General features: G+C 40.2%; 16 protein-coding genes. 8 read left to right on the top strand and 8 right to left on the bottom strand.

Translation table 11 applies throughout. From position 1 onward, the window contains the following. Together ACHZA2_RS18385 and ACHZA2_RS18380 are read left to right on the top strand one after the other, a co-directional pair. A partial coding sequence (locus ACHZA2_RS18385) for a permease (protein WP_319580923.1) occupies positions 1–259 on the top strand: 259 nt, incomplete at its 5' end. Positions 260–613: 354 nt separating this feature from the next. Beyond that, on the top strand, positions 614–961 hold the full coding sequence (locus ACHZA2_RS18380) for a metalloregulator ArsR/SmtB family transcription factor (protein WP_319580922.1): 348 nt from the start codon (positions 614–616) through the stop codon (positions 959–961). 202 nt (positions 962–1163) lie between these two features. On the opposite strand, the gene ACHZA2_RS18375 is transcribed toward ACHZA2_RS18380, so the two are convergent. Then, positions 1164–2060 (bottom strand): cation diffusion facilitator family transporter, encoded by an 897-nt coding sequence (locus ACHZA2_RS18375; RefSeq protein ID WP_319580921.1) that lies wholly within the window; start codon positions 2058–2060, stop codon positions 1164–1166. A gap of 47 nt (positions 2061–2107) precedes the next feature. Beyond that, entirely contained in the window at positions 2108–2815 is a 708-nt protein-coding gene (locus ACHZA2_RS18370; RefSeq protein WP_319580920.1) for a tetrahydromethanopterin S-methyltransferase subunit A, read from the bottom strand. A gap of 44 nt (positions 2816–2859) precedes the next feature. Between ACHZA2_RS18370 and ACHZA2_RS18365 the strand changes: the two genes are divergently transcribed. From ACHZA2_RS18365 to ACHZA2_RS18340, 6 genes are all read left to right on the top strand, one after another. Further along, on the top strand, positions 2860–3147 hold the full coding sequence (locus ACHZA2_RS18365) for a winged helix-turn-helix transcriptional regulator (protein ID WP_394698651.1): 288 nt from the start codon (positions 2860–2862) through the stop codon (positions 3145–3147). Between the two features lie 89 nt (positions 3148–3236). Further along, complete coding sequence (locus tag ACHZA2_RS18360) at positions 3237–3800, top strand: redoxin family protein (RefSeq protein WP_319580919.1); 564 nt, start codon at positions 3237–3239, stop codon at positions 3798–3800. Positions 3801–3950: 150 nt separating this feature from the next. Further along, positions 3951–4394 carry a hypothetical protein gene (locus tag ACHZA2_RS18355; RefSeq protein WP_319580918.1) on the top strand — a complete coding sequence of 148 codons (444 nt, stop codon included), beginning with the start codon at positions 3951–3953 and terminating at the stop codon, positions 4392–4394. Between the two features lie 79 nt (positions 4395–4473). Continuing rightward, on the top strand, positions 4474–4980 hold the full coding sequence (locus tag ACHZA2_RS18350) for a hypothetical protein (RefSeq protein ID WP_319580917.1): 507 nt from the start codon (positions 4474–4476) through the stop codon (positions 4978–4980). A 212-nt stretch (positions 4981–5192) separates the two neighbouring features. Further along, positions 5193–6395 (top strand): aspartate aminotransferase family protein, encoded by a 1203-nt coding sequence (locus ACHZA2_RS18345; RefSeq protein WP_319580916.1) that lies wholly within the window; start codon positions 5193–5195, stop codon positions 6393–6395. 307 nt (positions 6396–6702) lie between these two features. Then, positions 6703–7998, top strand: coding sequence for a GntP family permease (locus tag ACHZA2_RS18340; protein ID WP_319580915.1), 1296 nt, complete (start codon positions 6703–6705; stop codon positions 7996–7998). A gap of 18 nt (positions 7999–8016) precedes the next feature. On the opposite strand, the gene ACHZA2_RS18335 is transcribed toward ACHZA2_RS18340, so the two are convergent. From ACHZA2_RS18335 to ACHZA2_RS18310, 6 genes are all read right to left on the bottom strand, one after another. Beyond that, complete coding sequence (locus ACHZA2_RS18335) at positions 8017–8250, bottom strand: hypothetical protein (protein ID WP_319580914.1); 234 nt, start codon at positions 8248–8250, stop codon at positions 8017–8019. A 26-nt stretch (positions 8251–8276) separates the two neighbouring features. Beyond that, a complete protein-coding gene (locus ACHZA2_RS18330) occupies positions 8277–8495 on the bottom strand; it encodes a hypothetical protein (protein ID WP_319580913.1) in 219 nt (72 codons plus the stop codon). A 48-nt stretch (positions 8496–8543) separates the two neighbouring features. Further along, a complete protein-coding gene (locus tag ACHZA2_RS18325; RefSeq protein WP_319580912.1) occupies positions 8544–8804 on the bottom strand; it encodes a hypothetical protein in 261 nt (86 codons plus the stop codon). A gap of 9 nt (positions 8805–8813) precedes the next feature. Continuing rightward, positions 8814–9032, bottom strand: a complete 219-nt coding sequence (locus tag ACHZA2_RS18320) for a hypothetical protein (protein ID WP_319580911.1) — start codon at positions 9030–9032, stop codon at positions 8814–8816. 193 nt (positions 9033–9225) lie between these two features. After that, on the bottom strand, positions 9226–9375 hold the full coding sequence (locus ACHZA2_RS18315; protein ID WP_319580910.1) for a hypothetical protein: 150 nt from the start codon (positions 9373–9375) through the stop codon (positions 9226–9228). A gap of 116 nt (positions 9376–9491) precedes the next feature. Continuing rightward, the gene (locus tag ACHZA2_RS18310; RefSeq protein ID WP_319580909.1) at positions 9492–13601 is read right to left on the bottom strand and encodes a P-loop NTPase fold protein; all 4110 of its coding nucleotides are present in this window, start codon (positions 13599–13601) and stop codon (positions 9492–9494) included. Between the last annotated feature and the right edge of the window lie 299 nt (positions 13602–13900).

The raw sequence follows: 13900 nt of genomic DNA, 5'->3' as shown, positions 1-13900 counted from the left end.
TGTCCCCCTTGCCGTTCTTATCGGAATCCCGCTTTATATGAATGCAGTTGGCATGATTCCGATATTACAGGTTCTGACAGAAAAAGGTGTTGCCATGGGTACAGCTCTCGCATTTATGATGGCTGTGATAGGCCTTTCAGTGCCGGAGATGATAATTCTCAGGAAGGTTCTGAAGATTCGGCTGCTTGTGATTTTCGCCGGGATACTCTTTGTTGCGATTACGATAACCGGGATTATTTTCAACATGATATTAGGATAAATATCAGTATGATCACAAATAGAGAAAAATTAGAACTTTTCACATGAATCAATCATCCCCATGCAGATAGCTTATCCACCCACACAAACCCGCTCTCCTTTTTTGCATGAAAAAGTCCTTTTCACCGGTCCTACCTGGGGCCCCCAACGGGGCACCGTTGGGGTTTTTACCGGATGAAAGACCCCTCATTCAGATAACCTTTAAAACATTATTCAAAATAAATGGAGATTATATCAAAGAGAAATTTTTGAAAAACCTGTGCCATAGTTTATTAATAGGAATGCATTTCATATTTAATTGAATTTTTGAAAATACTCATGAATACAAACCCAAGACTACCGGTATGACACATTCATGAAATCAATTGATATACCCGAACGGGTTCAGGGCATTCTGGATTCTGTAATAGGAGTGGATGAACTTTGTGAACGTCTCCCTTCTCTAACTCATATCTCACAGATGAGTAGCATCCATCATGCACTGTCAGATCCAATTCGGCTAAAAATCCTTTATCTTCTTGCAATCCAACCGCTCTGTGTCTGTGTCATCAAAGAATGCGTAAAAATCGCAGATTCAAAACTCTCATATCACCTTACCGTGTTGAAAAAAGGGAATCTCATTGAAGGAGATCAACAGGGAACATGGATAATTTATCGGATCACGGATCTCGGAGAGCAAATGCTCACTCCGGAACATGAATAAGGGGTGAAAATGATGAGATTTGGATATGTTCAATCTCCGAAAATCATCCCTATTTACCTGTTCTTTACCAGCGGTCCGATATTATGAATAATATCACTGCTTCCTGAAATCACGACGTCACCGATAAAACGAGTGAGGATTTCTTACAAATCATGTTCATACTTGTTTGATATTTTCAATGAATGTGATGTCATTGTGCTGTTCACTCCGGATGACTCCGGACCTCTTCGACAACTGAACAGGTCGTGCAGACGTTGCATTCAAACTCCAAGGTCGAATAAAGAATCTGATACTTCCTGAGCCGTTCCTTGATCTCCTGTTTCATCTGTTCAATCTGATCCACATCACGAACGCAGGAGTAGACATGGGTATCGAGGACATGGATGTTTGAACAGAGACTCCAGAGGTGGAGATGATGGACATCCTCCACACCGGAAACTGATCTGATCTCTGCAATCACCTCATCGAAACTGACTGATCGGGGAGCGAACTGGAGAAGAATTGCGATCGTCTCTCTGAGTAATCCTACTGCAGTTCCGATGATGATCACTCCGATAATCACTGAGAGGATGGGATCGATGAGCACCTGACCGGTGAAATAAATCCAGACTGCTGCCCCGATGACCGCAACAGATGAGAGCGTATCTCCCAGTACATGAAGAAATGCACTCCGCATATTCAGATCATGACTCCCATGGAGCAGACGGATGATTGCAAGGTTTGCAATAAGACCGATGATAGCGACTCCCATCATGATTCCGCCCTGAATGGGAGTCGGGGAGAGAAACCGCTGGTATGCCTCCCAGATAATGATCCCACTGATGACCACCAGGAGAACCGCATTGATAAATCCTGCAAATATCTCTGTCCGGTGCAGTCCGTATGTCCGTTTTTTGGTGGCAATACTCGTTGCAAGGATCATGGCCACGAGTGAGAGGATCAGCGAGAGGAGATCGCTGAGCATATGACCGGCATCGCTCACCAGGGCAAGTGAGCCGGAAAGTAATCCTCCGATGACCTCGACGAGTAAAAAGAGAGCCGTGATCAGAATTGAGAGTTTGAGTCGGTTGATATTTGGCGAATGGGTATGCTCAGTCATAGAATGGTATGAAGACTACAGGACTGGTGAGGTCTACTCCGGTGTTCTTACATCCTCTCTTTTCGTGTTTCTTGTTCCCGTTTCTTCCTGGCAGACTCTTTTATCTTTTCCATCAGGTCGAGAGCCTTCTGCTTCGCCTCACGCTCCTTCTCATCCTTTGGTTCTGCCCAGGGCTGTGTCACTTTCCAGGTGATCTTCCCGTTTAATGGAGGATCAGGATAAGCTCCGGGATCATAAAGCGAGTATGACATAAACTCTGTCGGAGTTTCCTGGTAACAGGACCAGACGGCCTGCCTGATAACCGACTCATTCTGATGCTGGCAATCTACCAGAGTGATCTGATCTCTGAACCGGGCGATCATCTCTTTGGAAATATTATACAGGTTTGCCGTGAGGGCATCGGTCCCGATAATCTTGTTCTTTTCATCGACCCCGTTCTTGATCAGAGCTTTGATGGCATCCCCGGTCCGATGACCTTCGGTTTCAGGTCCTCCGAGAACAAGATACCGGATGTTCGGGTTCGCGACAATGTTGCATACAATCTTCTCAATGCCGATATTTGCCGTCTGCACCGTTCCTGATAATGCTGCACCGGACTCTATCCCGGTCCTGACCAGGCGTTCAAGTTCTGGTGGGATCTTATCTTCATCGGTGGTGAGGATGATCACAACCGCAACCGGGGAATAATCATTCCCTCGTAGATATCGTCCTTCCTCGGGAGGATAATCCGGATGAGAAGGTTGTTTATATGTCATATTATATGCCTTCAGACATACAGGAATGATTCTCTGACAATTTAATTATTGTTGAAATATTCGAGAGTTCATCCAAAACATCACGGATACTTCTCGCTATCAGTGAGACACCCGGTATCTCACGAGGAGAACTGGCAGACATTTTAGGTATTGCCGGTTCATCAGTAACCAAACAGGTCCAAAAACTTATCGCCGAAGGATTCGTGTCTGCTCAAAAGGACAAAAAGTTCACGAGATATTATCTCATGGATATTTCTTCCAAACTCCCACAGAACATCTCACCCCTCAACATGATACCATACCAGATGATCCGGAAGATTACCTCCGACTAAAGAACGGAGCGAATCACCTGGATAGTAATTCCCTTTATGCAATAGGGGTACATAACACAACGAGCACATTTCATACAAAATAGATTATTATGCATAATCCACGAGATCAAATCACCCTTATCCTCATCTGTTTTGCCTGCATCCTCGTCACCGGCTGTATTACAAATACCGGGGATGGTATATCGAAACAGAAACCTGCACCCACTGCCGTTTCCGAAATTGAGTGGATGACGATTCCGATCACCGACGCAGTGACTGGTAAACAGACTTCAATTGCAGAACTTGGATCGCAGGGAAAACCGATCATAGTGCATACCTTCGCAGTATGGTGTCCGGCATGTTCTATGCAGCTTCGTGAAACAAAAAAACTTAGTGAAAATAATCCTGATAAATTCATTATTCTCGGGGTAGATATCGATCCGAGAGAGAACACCGCTCAGGTTAAGAATCATATTGAAAAGAACAAGTTTGCCGGTATTTTTGTGACTGCTCCTAAAGAGTTTACTCAAAGTCTGATTCAGACCGTCGGTACTCAGGTTGTTCAGTCACTTCCCCAGACTATCATCATTTCAAATTCCTCTGCGACATACATCGGAGACGGAGTATTTCCTGAGAAAAAACTGGAGTCAATACTCTCACAACTCCCCTCATAAACAGGAAAAAAATACTATTTTTCCTGAACGATCATTCACACTCGTGCAAATCAGTGAATTAAAGGAAACTTATTATTTCAAGAAAAATAAAATTCAATGAATGTTGAAATAATTGGTCTGATTATTTCTCATCCATGGAGTACACAAATTATGAAAACCTCATCATCTATACGGTGGATCCTGGCATGCCTGCTTGTCATCGGATTATATCTCTCAGTGTTCCCGGTTTCGGCGACGATCTTTACCAAAGAGGTATCCAATCTCACTGAACCTGAACTCTATGAACTGACGAATGGTACTGCTCCGACAGAAGTGAAGGAACCGGTTTATTTCCTGTATGATCCTGAATGTGGTTCCTGTGCTCCGGCACATGAATACCTCCAGGCATACCTGGAGCAACACCCGGATGTTAACGTAGAAATGCTGAGCTTATCGGAAGGGACTGAAGGAAAAGACAAGTATGACGAGCTCAAGGCAGCATTCCACCGGGAAAAGGTGTACATACCGGTCATGTACATCGGACCGATAGCCTTGGAAACATCTCATGACATCGAGGCGAATTTTGAAGATGTATACCGGTGGTATACTCAGTAACTCGTTATTTTTCTTACCTGTCCGAATACGTTGCCCTCATGACCAATCCCAATTAATGAGAATCCAAACCTGAATGAGCATGATACGATCACATAATTTTCCTGTAGGAACCCTGATGGCAGTCTTCATCCTTATCGGAATGATTCTGTCAGTCTTCCCTGCCTCTGCAACAATCTTCTTTGAAGACGGTGCAAACCGCACTGTATCAGATGTCTATACCCTAATGAATACCACGAAGCCGGCTGATGATGGCAGGCCGATTGTATTCTTTTATGATCCCGATTGCGGATCCTGCATTCCGGCACACGAGTATCTCACCACGTATATAGCTGAGCATCCGGGTACCCCAGTTGAGATGGTAAACCTGTCATACAACCAGGAAGGAGAAGACCGGTTGAATGATCTCTTACACACCTATCACCGTGAATGGATGAACATCCCGGTGATGTTTATCGGCCCGGTGGCACTTGAAGGGACTGATGAGATCATCAACGGATTTGAAGATGTGTATTCATGGTATACCGGACGTACACCAGCTGCGATGAATATTTGGGATTCATTCCTGAAGATGCTTGGATTTGTGTGAATACAATCGAACGATAATCAATTAGGAGGTGAGTTTCTCATATAGTCTGGTGAGGGATGCGGTATACATCTCCCGGATGGTCTCTTCATGGGGAACCTGTCAGATCCCATAATCGAACGAAATTTTATTCTTCTCCTAATTATTTATCGGATTGTGCGTAAAATAATACAAGATTACCGCGGCAATAAGATTACTTTTAAAGAGGCAACGTAATGAATGAAACGAATAAAACGTTTCTCATAGAAGATTCGTATTATATCCCATTTGCAGATAAAACACACCTGTCTATTGAGAAAGGCGATGGTGTGTATGTCTGGGATGAAAACGGCAAACAGTATCTTGATTTTACTTCTGGATGGGGTGTTACCTGTATAGGTCATGCCAGTCCGATAATCACTGAAGCACTTTGCAATCAGAGCAAAAAGATCATACAAAACCCGAATTCGGGAGCAACATATTCACCAGCACGTTCCCGATTAATCCAACTCTTCCATGAGATTCTTCCAAAGCACCTAACCCGGATATTCTTTGCCAATAGTGGAGCAGAAGCGAATGATGCAGCAATCAAACTCGCCCGAAAGGTTACCGGAAAGAAAAATGTAATCTCCACTGAAATGAGTTTCCATGGGAGGACCATCAGCACCGTTTCTGCCACAGGACAGGATGTTCACCGGAATAAATTCAATCCGCTTATGCCGGGATATTTCTTTGTGCCGTTTGATGATATTTCAGCGGTAAAGGAGATCATCGACCAGGATGTGGCTGCGGTCATCGTGGAGCCAATTCAGGGTGAAGGTGGCGTAAATATCCCTTCTGAATCATATCTTCTGGAACTATCGGAAGTATGCCGGGAACATGGCGTTCTTTTTATCGCTGATGAGATCCAGACCGGGTTTTTCCGGACCGGTCCGCTTTTTTATTCCACTAGCAAGGGAGCTAAACCTGATATTATCACGATGGCAAAAGGAATTGCCGGAGGGTTCCCCTTCTCTGCATTTGCAGTTACTGATGAAGTTGTTAATGGTATCCAGAAAGGTGATCATGGAGGAACGTATAACGGAAACCCTCTTGGCTGTGCAGTTTCTGAAGCAGTTATCAGATATCTGATTGATTCGGATATCGAATCTCACGTCTGTGATCTGGGAACTGAGACGATCAAACGTCTGAATGAATGGAAAGAGAAGTACCCAAAGGCGATTACTGAAGTGAGAGGTCAGGGTCTGTTGATTGCTCTTGAACTGACCGACGACTCAAAATCTGCGGAAATCGTAAAACGATGCCAGGATAATGGTTTAATCTTAAATCTGAAACATGGTCATATTATCAGGATTTTTCCTGCTCTCACGATTACCAAATCGGAGATGCAATCAGGGCTTGATATTCTTGAAAAAGAAATTGTTACCTGTTACTCCTGACACCCTTTTTTCCATACTTCGAATGGTTCCCGCAGCCTAACCTGATATCTTTTTAAACCGACTTTAAAATCAGGACGTAAGTTTTGCATACATCCCGGTGAGGGATGCAAAGCACATCCGCTTACCGATCTCCTCAACGAATTATAATCTGGGACTAGTGCCTCTGGTCACTTTATTAATAAAACCTTTTCCGAGGATTCTACCAACAATTTACGATGACGGAGAGGACTATCGTGGTTATGAAAACATGCCGAAATTACCTAATGAGAGGATTAATATTTGTTTTTGCATACAATCACTATAGAACATGGATCCCCTCATCGCATTCGTCATTACTCTTGCACTTATCACTATCGTCAGTATATGGTACCGGATCTCTCCGTTCTTCACCCTGATCGGTGGAGCGGTCTTATTCGGTCTACTGGCAGGAATGTCGCCTGATGCGACCATGCAGGGGATCATTGCCGGAATCGGGAAGGTGTTTTCAGCATTTGGAATCATCATCCTCTGTGGGGCAGTCATCGCAAAACTTCTGCAGGAACAACATCATATCGAGGAGATCGTTGCAGATATTCGCAGATATGTAAAGAATCCACCAGTGATAGCAGGCTTGTCCGGATATCTCTTATCGGTCCCGATCACCTGTTGCATCACCGCATATATCATGTTGAATCCAATCCTTGACCAGCTTGAAAAAGACACCCGGAGGCGAAACGCCCTCTTGTATCTCGCTGCAATCGGGGGAATCATATCCTATGCCCTCGTGTACCCGACTCCGGTTATCATTCCGCTATACACCGCGTTCTCCGGAGGAATGAGTCCGATCCTCTTTGATGCTGTCTCCATTCCACTCTCACTTCTTATCCTGGCAGGAATCTTTCTGTATTTCAGGTTTGCATATCCGGATCTTATCCTTCAATCAGGAACCGGATCTCCTCCAGATATCTCCCATTCTGATCACTTTGATATGAAGAATGGGTTCCACTGGAGAGCCTGGGCACCGTTCATTGCGATCCTGGTTTCCATTCCTATCGCCCTCCTGCTCCTGAATCTCTCTCAGGGGAGTATGATTAACTTTATCATGCTGGTCGGAACAGTCACCGCCATTGGTCTCGCTCCTACATCGGTTCGTGCACATGGATTATCACAGGGAGCAAAGCATGCCGGTCTCATTATATTTGATATCTGTGGTGCTGGAGCCCTCGGTTTTGTAATCGTAAAAAGCGGGTTTGCACATGTTGCTCTGCAACAACTGACCCATCTGATTCCGATCATTTTCGTCCCATTTGTTCTTGCCGCATTGATCGAGACCGCTCAGGGATCACGGGTCGTTACAGCCGTAATTACTGCCGAGGTTCTGGCTGGTTCTGAAGTCATCACCTCGATCCATCCGATTCCTCTCATCCTTCTGATCAGTGCAGGGTCATGTATTGTTTCTTATGTAACAGATCCGTTCTTCTGGCTTGTTCAGCGGACGACCGGGGATGACATCAAAACCGTGGTAAAAGAATACACTCTTCCGATAGCATTCGCGGGAATCGGAATATTCATTGTTGCTGTTATGATGGAATATCTGTTCTTTGGTACCATATCAGCGTCGTGATAATAGAGGGGAGGAACATTATGATGTGTAATTGCAACGACGTCGAGAAAGAGGTATTGAATAGACAACAACCTCACTGGGAGGAGACGAATTCTCCTCCTCCATATGCAGAGCACCAAGCACCTCGCTTGCAAAGATGAGCGATTTATATGCCAGTTTCCGGTACATCATCCAGGTCATCAGGAGCCCGATTCCATTCAGAACGGCTGCTCCGGTTGAGACAAGAGCCAGAAAGAGACTACCATCCAGCATATTCACCTCCTCCCAGAGCAACCTCTTCAGAGACTTGAATCGGACCGGCGGCATAAGTCGGCTGTTTTAGAGGTGTAATTATTCCGGGTTTCGGTTGAGAGAGACACCTGGTCGGTTCCGTTGATCAATGTTCTGGACCGGGTTCCTTCCTCTCCGACCTGTTTGACCGAGATGATCAGTCCGTTCTGCATCAACCCGAATGTAACTAGTTCTTCGGATCTCCTCTCCTCATTCTTCACTCCCATAAAGGAGCAGAGGAACGGGGAGACATCCGGTATCCGGTAGTTTCCGGCTTACTCATCATACCCGATCGCCCCCGAGCCGTTCACCCGGATGGTGGATTCTACCGGTCCGGTGAACCGGAGATCCTGGGAGAGGACAGCCCGGTCATCAGTGAAGAGGTGCTGACTGTACGATTGGTTCAGCCCTATGAATGATCCGGACAGCAAAGCCGCTCCATCACAACTGATGGAGGTAGAGATCATATCAGCCTGAGAGAACTGCCATCCGATAAAGAGGCAGATCGCTCCGGCTATTATGTAAATCCAATTCATTCCCATACCTCAGAAAGGGAAAAAGGGGATATTGTGGTTTATATGCGAGTATTCCGACTGTGTCAGCCTAGGTTTAAACCCGGTCCTGATGGCATCAGCCTCATAGGACGAGAGGGTGACTGATTCACGGGTAAACCTGACCGAATACAGTTCACCATTTGAGTGATGAGCCTTGATGGTGCAGCTGAAGAAGCCCTGCGGGCGGTCATGGGATGGAGTTCCACCCATAGCGGTGTTCAGGGCGGTGGTTGCAACGATCGTACTGACATCAGTGATAGGCTGTAGGCGTTGGAGCCTTGATACTGATGGAACCGACGGTCTTTGCCTCGGTGTTTTCGTAGATGACCCGGCCGGAGTAGGACTCAGAAGATTTTGAGACCGCAGGGGGGGTTACTCCGGCTTTTTCATAGGACGTACAGCCTCATGGGTTGTTATCCAGGATATCCTGGACAAGAGCAGTGAAGGAGGTGAGACTGCCGATCGGAGCTGCAAGCTTCCGGACTGCAGTCTTCACCGTTGCAGTCTGTGTGAAATCTGCCTTATTTGATAGACCCCTGCCGTGATCTCTCACGGCTGAATAGAAATTGGGGTGAGTATATAAATGGATAATCCAAAATCTGAAACCGGAAGATGAAATGAGAGGGATGGATGATTGGAGCGACAGAAGCGACAATTTGGAGTGAATCATCATCCAAAATATCTTTTAAACCGGTTTTGTTTTTTCAAGTCATTATTAAAGAGATTCAATATTATCTCTTGATCATCTATTGTCAAAGAGTATTTCTTTAATATAGGTATAGTAATATTAGATCCATTATCTAAATCCATTATCCAGTTTCCAATTTGATCCTTTATCTCTCTATTTTTAGAATTAATCAACAATGTAAGCAAAAATTTCGAAAATTGACTTAATTCATGATCATTAGAAAATATTAAAGAGATATCTTTTTTATTAGAGATAATTTCCATTTGAGTTTTAATCAATCGATTATCACTAAATATCGATTCTATAATCGACATTACTTCAGAAATATTAAATAAATTTATCTTATTTATGATATTAGTCCAAATTCTTGCAGCGTTTCTATCACTATTGATTGAGTGATATATCATTGAGGTTAATATATTGGAGATTTGATCATGAGGAAGATTTTCAATCCATAAGTGAAATGCTAAATCAGGATATGAAGGATTACCAATTGGTTCTTTTTCAAGTATTATAGATGCATTATTAGTATTATCCTCAAGTGAATTTGTTGATGCGATATAAGAAAAAACTTTAGATATGTCATCAATATCTGAAGTTTCAATTGAGTCATAGGTATCTAATAGAGACTCAAATTGAGAAGTAGCAATTTTTATTTTATCACTGGTAATGATAGAAATTGCATCTTTCTGAAAGTATGGCCAAATATTAAGAATTGAATCAACAATAGATGATTCTGCCTCTTCAATTGAAATTAATTTATTTTTGTAAAAAAAACATTGAGTTTTTAGGACTGATATTACATTAGTATTATTTGGATTGTTTAGAATAGAAGAAGAACATAAATTAAAAATTTCATCATAATTAATACCTCCTAAGGCATTAATTGGCCAAACTCCTAAAAATTCGCTAAGAATCCAATGAAAAAGATCTCCTTTCGAACTCGACTTGATAAAAATCCGGTTTAACATTGTTCCAAATTCAACTGGTAAAATTGAGAAGGGAATAATTTTGAGGATTGGAAAGAGGTCTTTTACAATTTTTTCTGATTTTGAAATGTTATTCTCTATTTTTGTCATTAAATAGGTTAGATGGTTTTGAAATATTGATGATATAAATACTGTATTATCTAAGTTTTTATAGAATTGATTATATTTAGTGATAATGTTAGGAAGTATCGGTTCTGCCTTTAATTGCTCTTCAGTTGCATTAATAATTATTTTTTGATTGTTATCACCAATCGTTGAGAAATTTTGAGATAACCAAGTGATTAGAATATCATTATCAATTTCATATGACTTCTCCATCATTAACGTGACAATTTCATCAGCACATTCTTTATCAACTATTAGTAAAATCTCAACAATCCTACAACAATATTTAATTAAATCATCAATTTCTAAACAATTAGTACAAAATTTTTTTAACGATAAAATTGCATCTGCCGATAAGTAAAAAGAAGAATTCTTGATGATCGAATATTGGTTTTCTAGGATTTTTTCTAATTCACTACTAAGAACAATATTACCTTCAGATTCTTCATCGAATAAATCAGTCGGAAAAATATTATTTATGGATTCTATTATGAATAAATTAAGATTTGTAATATTTCCAGTTGTCTGATTTATTAAAGCAAAATTTGTACAAAATAATAAAACTTCATTTAATCGAATAGAACATAGACTTACTAATTGATTCCAAATATTGGAGTTAACTTCATCACTTTTATTTAATAGGAAATTGAAGACGTTATTGACATCATCTAATAAACCTTTTACAATTTCATTAGAAATATCTGGTTTCCTAATTTCATCAATTACTAATCGACTGTATGCTGTATTTAATTCTTTAATCAATAGCCCATCTGACTTATGGACCCATTGATATAATTGATCAAATGAGACATATCCATTATCAGTTCCATTACTGATATTTCGTTCAATTAGCCATTTAACGACAATTTTTAGATCTTTTGGATTAAGATCATATTCCTTCCAAAAATCTAAAACAATATCGGTTATTAATATAGAAGATTTCTTGACATCATCAATTATTAAGTTTTCTCCGTTTGGTGTTGTTAATAGAAAATGATCTTCTGAAAACGCATCCTCTATTAATTTAGAGACTAAATTTGATTTGTCAATTTGATGAAATAATGGAAAAATATGCACAATTTCCTGAATCCCGACTCTAGATCGAAATTCACGGGAGATAACAATATATGAGGATATCCGTTCGATGATTCTTTTATTATAATATTCAGGGATTTTGTCAATTATTTTAATAATTATTGAATATGCATTATTTTTTCTAATAGGAGTTTCACTGCTAATATCCTCTAATAACAAATATATAAATTCAGAATCATTTGAACTAATTTTCTTCCCATCATAAACTCCTAATTCACTAAGTAACTCATTATAATCATTACCCACCAAAGAATTTTTTATTTTATTTGCTTTATCACCATACTTACGAGTCAATGGATCCTGAGAAATCTGCAAAAATGGGAGTAGGTTTTCAGGCCAGTGATGACCTTCAAGACTTCCAATAAACCGTTTCAATGGATAATATTGTTGACTTACTTCGATACTACTTGAACTAACATGCTCTATATTCAAATTTAATTTGTTACAATACTTAAGTAGGATATGTTTAATCCTTTCAGGTAACTCAGAATATGAATTTGGTGTATCAATAAAAGTTTTTTTAAATGCTTCAATTAATCTTGGCTCTTTTTCCAAATCAGAAAAAAAAGTTGGATGGTCAACATGAAGAGCACACATAATAGCTAATGTCGTTGGATTGGATGTAACAATTCCTTCATTAAGGGAACCTGATTCATCTATACCAATAATATTTTTTTCGCGATTTAGAGCAAGCCACCATGTAAAAAAGAAGCAATTAATTAGTTGAATAACGTTTCGAGGACTTGAAACATCAATATGGATTAATCGATCGATAACATCGTCAATATTCCCTCCTTCATTTTCTATATGTGAATTTATTTCAGGAAAATTCTCTACTATTATCTTTTTCCCATATTTCCGCATATCTACTTTTGGTAAAAGCGGAATATCAATTCTATATTGAAAAATTCTGTCCAAATATCGTCTTGCGTCATTATTATTAGAAATTGCGCCTGGTAGTCCTGCATCTGTATCTCTTAATAATAATGCATGTGCAATTTTTTCTTCATCACATGATATTACAAAAATAATGCCAATATCGGGCAGATCCTTTTGAGGTATTTCCATGAATGTTCGGATAGCATCTAATCCTACAATCATTTCATGAGAAGATAGCCGATCTAGATCATCAACAAATATTACTAATCTTTTGACGTTTTTGTTTTTTTTGCAAAATTTTCGAATTTCAAATAATAATAATCGTTCATATTCCTCTGCAGTCCGTTTAGGATAATTCGTGAGTTTAAATTTACCAATTCCATGAATAGAAAATCCGTCTTTGCTATTTAGTATAATTGATACAATAAAAACTAAAACCGTAAAAATTGTGATTAAACAAATCTTAATAATTAAATCGGGGATTAATTTAGTGAAGTAATCCAATAGGAAGATAGTAAAAAAAAATATACTAAATATGATGAAAATTTGAACTATCCTAAAGAGAATTTCTTCAAGAGTGGAAAAAATTCTTATTTTAAATCTCTCAATGAAAGAATGAGAAATAGTCTTTTCAACTTCCTTTTGTTGAAATAGTTCACTATTTAAAATATCTTCATCTCCCCCTAATCCTAAAAAAACACTTCTTAATAATGCTCTTTTAATATCGGATTCTCCTCCAAATCTCCATGCGTTAAAAGTTAAACAAATAATTTCGTCTGATCTTTTAACATTTTTTGAATTCTTAGTTAAATCATCATCAAGTGATTTGAGGTAAAGGGATTTTATAGTACTTTTCCCAGATCCCCATGAACCTAACAATCCTATCGAAAAGGGAGGCTTATTACTTTTTGATTCTATTAATCCTTCCAATAATTTTGAAAGATCCTTATGACCAAATGAATCATCTTCAATTTTTTCGATTTCTCGATCTTGAACAAAAGGGATTATTGAATAATAATTCATTCACTCACTATTAAAAACGCAATAGTAAACTATTTAAAGTCTTTTAATTAAACGCCACCCCCTTTTTCTCCTTCCCTCCAGTAATCTTTTCACCCTCTGCACCGGAGCAACATACTGCTGACCCAATATCCTCATTCTTAATCCTCGTTCACTTTCAGATAGACTCATCACTCCTGCTTCTCCTCATGCCCTATCCCGGATAATCTCATCGCTGAGCCCAAGAATTACAGTAACTACATGGGCCTTCCAATCTGAAATGATCCAACCCATCCAAGTACATCACAACAGTATCGCCCTCC

This window comes from uncultured Methanospirillum sp., from assembly GCF_963668415.2.
GTDB lineage: Archaea > Halobacteriota > Methanomicrobia > Methanomicrobiales > Methanospirillaceae > Methanospirillum.
The sequence above is the reverse complement of the archived record's forward strand: the minus strand, read 5'-3'. Positions and strand labels throughout refer to the sequence as shown.

What these genes read in the sequence shown, in the direction of transcription:
- ACHZA2_RS18370 (WP_319580920.1), bottom strand. Translation starts at nt 2,815, where the DNA reads ATGACATATAAACAACCTTCTCATCCGGATTATCCTCCCGAGGAAGGA.
- ACHZA2_RS18340 (WP_319580915.1), top strand. Translation starts at nt 6,703, where the DNA reads ATGGATCCCCTCATCGCATTCGTCATTACTCTTGCACTTATCACTATC.
- ACHZA2_RS18325 (WP_319580912.1), bottom strand. Translation starts at nt 8,804, where the DNA reads ATGAATTGGATTTACATAATAGCCGGAGCGATCTGCCTCTTTATCGGA.
- ACHZA2_RS18380 (WP_319580922.1), top strand. Translation starts at nt 614, where the DNA reads ATGAAATCAATTGATATACCCGAACGGGTTCAGGGCATTCTGGATTCT.
- ACHZA2_RS18345 (WP_319580916.1), top strand. Translation starts at nt 5,193, where the DNA reads ATGAATGAAACGAATAAAACGTTTCTCATAGAAGATTCGTATTATATC.
- ACHZA2_RS18360 (WP_319580919.1), top strand. Translation starts at nt 3,237, where the DNA reads ATGCATAATCCACGAGATCAAATCACCCTTATCCTCATCTGTTTTGCC.
- ACHZA2_RS18330 (WP_319580913.1), bottom strand. Translation starts at nt 8,495, where the DNA reads ATGGGAGTGAAGAATGAGGAGAGGAGATCCGAAGAACTAGTTACATTC.
- ACHZA2_RS18335 (WP_319580914.1), bottom strand. Translation starts at nt 8,250, where the DNA reads ATGCTGGATGGTAGTCTCTTTCTGGCTCTTGTCTCAACCGGAGCAGCC.
- ACHZA2_RS18310 (WP_319580909.1), bottom strand. Translation starts at nt 13,601, where the DNA reads ATGAATTATTATTCAATAATCCCTTTTGTTCAAGATCGAGAAATCGAA.
- ACHZA2_RS18350 (WP_319580917.1), top strand. Translation starts at nt 4,474, where the DNA reads ATGATACGATCACATAATTTTCCTGTAGGAACCCTGATGGCAGTCTTC.
- ACHZA2_RS18355 (WP_319580918.1), top strand. Translation starts at nt 3,951, where the DNA reads ATGAAAACCTCATCATCTATACGGTGGATCCTGGCATGCCTGCTTGTC.
- ACHZA2_RS18320 (WP_319580911.1), bottom strand. Translation starts at nt 9,032, where the DNA reads ATGGGTGGAACTCCATCCCATGACCGCCCGCAGGGCTTCTTCAGCTGC.
- ACHZA2_RS18375 (WP_319580921.1), bottom strand. Translation starts at nt 2,060, where the DNA reads ATGACTGAGCATACCCATTCGCCAAATATCAACCGACTCAAACTCTCA.